Raw genomic sequence first — 4000 nt, forward strand, 5'->3', positions numbered from 1 at the left:
GCAGCGCGGCGACGTCACGCAGGCGGCGGCGCTCCTGGAGGGGTTGGCTCCCCGTGCCGTCGTGGCGGACACGGCCTACGACGCCGGCCACCTCGTACGCCGGATCGCGCTCTGCGGGGCGGAGGTGGTGATCCCGTCGAACCCGTCGCGGAGCCTCAAGCGGGGCTTCGACCGTACGCTCTACGCGGAGCGGAACCAGATCGAGCGGCACTTCGGCCGGCTCAAGCACTACCGGCGGATCGCGACGCGCTACGAGAAGACGGGGCGGAACTACCTCGCCTTCGTGCAGCTCGTCTCGACCCTCACCCTACTCCGTTGATTGTCCACACGACCTAGCGCCGCCAGGGGGCTTGTGGTATGTTCTGCCGTCCTCCGCCACCGTCCAACCAAGCGCTCCCAACCGTTCGCCCATGGGTAAGGTCACCATCCTCCGCGAGTTCTGGAGCTTCCTGCGCGTCCGCAAGAAGTACTGGCTCGCGCCCATCGTCGTGATCCTCGTGCTGCTGAGCCTGCTCATCGTGCTGACGCAGGGCTCGGCGCTCGCGCCGTTCATCTACTCGATCTTTTAGACTCGATGCTCCGCACGATCCGCGACGAGATCCGCAGCCTCGACACGAGCCCGAAGGCGCTGCGGCAGTTCGGGCTCGTCGTGGGCGGCGTGTTCGTCGGCATCGCCGCCATCATCGCGTGGCGGCACGACTGGGCGCTGGGCCCGTGGAGCATGGGGCTCCTGAGCGTGGGATCGGTGCTCGTCGTGCTGGGGCTCGGCGTGCCGCGCGTGTTGCGGCCGGCCTACCTCGTGTGGATGGGGCTCGCCGTCGTGCTCAGCTTCGTGATGACGCGGGTGATCCTCACGCTCGTCTTCGTCCTCGTAATGCTGCCGATTGCGCTCGTGCTGCGGCTCGTCGGGAAAGATCTGCTCGACCGGCGGCTCGACCCGGACGCGGCCTCGTATTGGAAACCGAAGACCTACGCCGACGACTCCGCGAAGCGGCTGGAGAAATACTATTGACCTGTAGAGACGCTCCGCCGGGGCGTCTCTACCGTCGATTCGACAGAGCGCCATTCCCGTACAGACGCAGCATGCTGCGTCTGTACCGTTGCCCCACCGACACGCCGTTTCCTGTGAACATCCTCGGCCTCTCCTGTTTTTACCATGACGCCGCGGCCTGCCTCGTGCAGGACGGGCGGATCGTGGCCGCGGCGCAGGAGGAGCGCTTCACGCGCGTCAAGCACGACGCCTCGTTCCCGACGCATGCCGTCGCGTACTGTCTCCGCGAAGGCGGCATCACCACGGCCGACCTCGACGCCGTCGCGTTCTACGACAAGCCGTTCCTGACCTTCGAGCGGCTTCTCGAGACGTACCTCGCGTTCGCGCCCCCCGGCCTCGCGTCGTTCATCAAGGCGATGCCGGTGTGGCTGAAGAAGAAGCTGTGGATCCCCGACCTCCTCGCGCGCGAACTCGACTACGAAGGGCCGCTCCTGTTCACCGAGCACCACGAGAGCCACGCCGCCAGCGCCTTCTTCCCGTCGCCTTTCGAGCGCGCCGCCGTCATCACGGCCGACGGCGTCGGCGAGTGGGCGACGACCTCGTACGGCGTCGGCGAGGGCAACCGCGTCCGGCTCCTCGCCGAGCTGCACTTCCCGCACTCGCTCGGGCTGCTCTACAGCGCGTTCACCTATTTCTGCGGCTTCCAGGTCAACTCGGGCGAGTACAAGCTGATGGGGCTCGCGCCCTACGGCGAGCCGCGCTACGCCGACACGATCCGCCGCGAGCTGATCGACCTCAAGCCGGACGGCTCGTTCCGGCTGAACCTCGACTACTTCACGTACCCCGTCGGGCTGCAGATGACGGGGCGGAAGTTCGCCGCGCTCTTCGACGGGCCGCGCCGGGAGCCGGAGGGGCCGCTGACGCAGCGCGAGATGGACCTCGCCCGGAGCGTGCAGGTCGTGACGGAGGAGGTGATGCTCGCGCTCGCGCGCCACGTCCACCGCGAGACGGGCGAGCCGAACCTCTGCCTCGCGGGCGGCGTCGCGCTCAACTGCGTGGCGAACGGGCGGCTCCTCCGTGAAGGGCCGTTCGAGAACGTCTGGATTCAGCCGGCGGCAGGCGACGCGGGCGGCGCGCTCGGCGCGGCCCTCGCCGCGTGGCACGAGTGGGCCGACGCGCCGCGCACGCCTGACCCTGGCGATGCGATGCAGGGCGGCTACCTCGGCCCGAGCTTTTCCTCCAGCGAGATCGCGTCGTTTCTCCAGCGCGAAGGGATTCCGCACGAGCGGCTCGACGACGCGGATGTGCTCGCCGACCGCACGGCGGATCTGCTCGCCGAGGGCAACGTCGTCGGCTGGTTCCAGGGGCGGATGGAGTTCGGGCCGCGCGCCCTCGGCCACCGCTCGATCCTCGCCGACCCGCGCGGGCGCGACGTGCAGCGCGTCGTAAACCTGAAGATCAAGTTCCGCGAGAGCTTCCGCCCCTTCGCCCCGAGCGTCCTCGCCGAGCGCGCCGCCGAGACCTTCGCCCTCGACAGTCCATCCCGCCCTGGCGGGACCGAAAGCCCGTACATGCTGCTCGTCGCGGATGTGCGCGGCGCGACGACCGGCGGCGAGGGCCTCGACCGCCGCCACCACACCGACTCGCCGATTCCCGCCGTGACCCACGTCGACGGCTCAGCCCGCGTGCAGACCGTGGACGACGCGCGCAACCCAGACTTCGCGCGGCTGCTGCGGGCGTTCGAGGCGCGGACCGGCTGCCCCGTCCTCGTCAACACGTCGTTCAACGTGCGCGGCGAGCCCATCGTCTGCACGCCGGAGGACGCCTATCGCTGCTTCCGCCGCACGCACATGGACGCCCTCGTGCTCGGCCCCTTCCTCGTCACCAAGTCCATGCTGCCCGACGCCGAGGCCGACGTGCTCTCCGCCGAGCAGGTCGCCGAGGTCTACGGGCTGGATTGATGAGAGCTGTGTAAGATTGTGCGCTTATATGGCGTCTAGGTAGAGAGCCACGGAAGATGGTCTATCTGATATTGCGTGTAGCCCTTCACGAACTCCTCTGCCCATGCCGCCGCTCCATCAACTGCCTCGGGCAATTTGGTTGGATCATAGGTGACTTTGTGCCAATGCGCGTGCTTAGCGTAGGCATCCTCGAACATCCACGTTGCCCCTTTCCCTTCCTCCTGCAGAATGACGGTTACGCACTCTGCTAGCTTCGTGACATGGGGAAGCTCGTACAGGTGTCCAGAAGGCTCTGTGTTCTCGATCACAACAAACTTGGAAGAAAGAGCATAACGGAGCACTTTCTGAACTACGCCTTCACCCGAACGGTCAGGTTGTCCCTTGATGATGTACGTGAAATAGCCTCGCTCCTGAAGCCTCTCTCCAATTTGCTTGAGGCGATCCAGAGCCGGTCCCTGATCCTTCCCCAAGATCAAGACAGAGTCGGAGTTTTCCAGAATCGAGTCCGCGCGATGCCAAACCAGATCAAACGCCGCACGGATCGAGTCTGCGGTCTTAGTGCCAGACGTTGCCGCTGGCAGCACGAGGTGCCAACGGACCCAGATATGGATGTCATTATCAGAGTCAATTGTCGGTACGTCGAGTGGATGGCCTTCGTGTTTGAGCCGTATAACCGCCCGCTCCATTGCATCGGCGAAGGCTCGGGCGGAGAACTTGTGCCACCAAAACTTGGAGTAGATGTGTTCCGTGATCTCGCACGCCAGGCGGTCGTTGTCGCGGCTGATGAGCGTATCGGGAAATTCGTTGTCCATGACCCAGAGTGTGATGTCCTCTGGGAGCGTGCTTAGGTCGCTACCGCTCAAATCAGCGACGGTGAACTGGAATGGCTCGTCGCCAGCTTCCTCGCTTAGAGCAGGGTTCTGGATGATGTAAGTTGGGGCGACCCCAACTCCTCGCTCATGCGCGCCTTCTCGCTCGACCTCCGCCAACGCGTCCTCGACGCCGCCCTCCGCGGCGACCACACCGAACGAGCCGTCGCCGCCGCCTT

General features: G+C 66.0%; 5 protein-coding genes. 4 read left to right on the forward strand and 1 reads right to left on the reverse strand.

Going from position 1 to position 4000, the window contains the following annotated elements; all coding sequences use genetic code 11:
- The 4 genes from ABJF88_07240 to ABJF88_07255 all read left to right on the forward strand — a co-directional run.
- A partial coding sequence (locus tag ABJF88_07240) for a transposase (GenBank protein MEP0546707.1) occupies positions 1–319 on the forward strand: 319 nt, incomplete at its 5' end.
- Between the two features lie 91 nt (positions 320–410).
- Complete coding sequence (locus ABJF88_07245) at positions 411–569, forward strand: DUF5989 family protein (protein ID MEP0546708.1); 159 nt, start codon at positions 411–413, stop codon at positions 567–569.
- Positions 570–574: 5 nt separating this feature from the next.
- Positions 575–1012, forward strand: a complete 438-nt coding sequence (locus tag ABJF88_07250; GenBank protein ID MEP0546709.1) for an SxtJ family membrane protein — start codon at positions 575–577, stop codon at positions 1010–1012.
- 71 nt (positions 1013–1083) lie between these two features.
- On the forward strand, positions 1084–2952 hold the full coding sequence (locus ABJF88_07255) for a carbamoyltransferase (protein ID MEP0546710.1): 1869 nt from the start codon (positions 1084–1086) through the stop codon (positions 2950–2952).
- 35 nt (positions 2953–2987) lie between these two features.
- Here the strand turns inward: ABJF88_07255 and ABJF88_07260 are convergent.
- On the reverse strand, positions 2988–4000 hold a 1013-nt coding region (locus tag ABJF88_07260; protein ID MEP0546711.1), incomplete at its 5' end, for a hypothetical protein.

This window comes from Rhodothermales bacterium, from assembly GCA_039944855.1.
In the GTDB taxonomy this organism is placed as follows: Bacteria; Bacteroidota; Rhodothermia; order Rhodothermales; family JANQRZ01; genus JBBSMX01.

Coding starts and splice junctions, on each gene's coding strand:
- ABJF88_07250 (MEP0546709.1), top strand. CDS start 575: ATGCTCCGCACGATCCGCGACGAGATCCGCAGCCTCGACACGAGCCCG.
- ABJF88_07255 (MEP0546710.1), top strand. CDS start 1,084: ATGCTGCGTCTGTACCGTTGCCCCACCGACACGCCGTTTCCTGTGAAC.
- ABJF88_07245 (MEP0546708.1), top strand. CDS start 411: ATGGGTAAGGTCACCATCCTCCGCGAGTTCTGGAGCTTCCTGCGCGTC.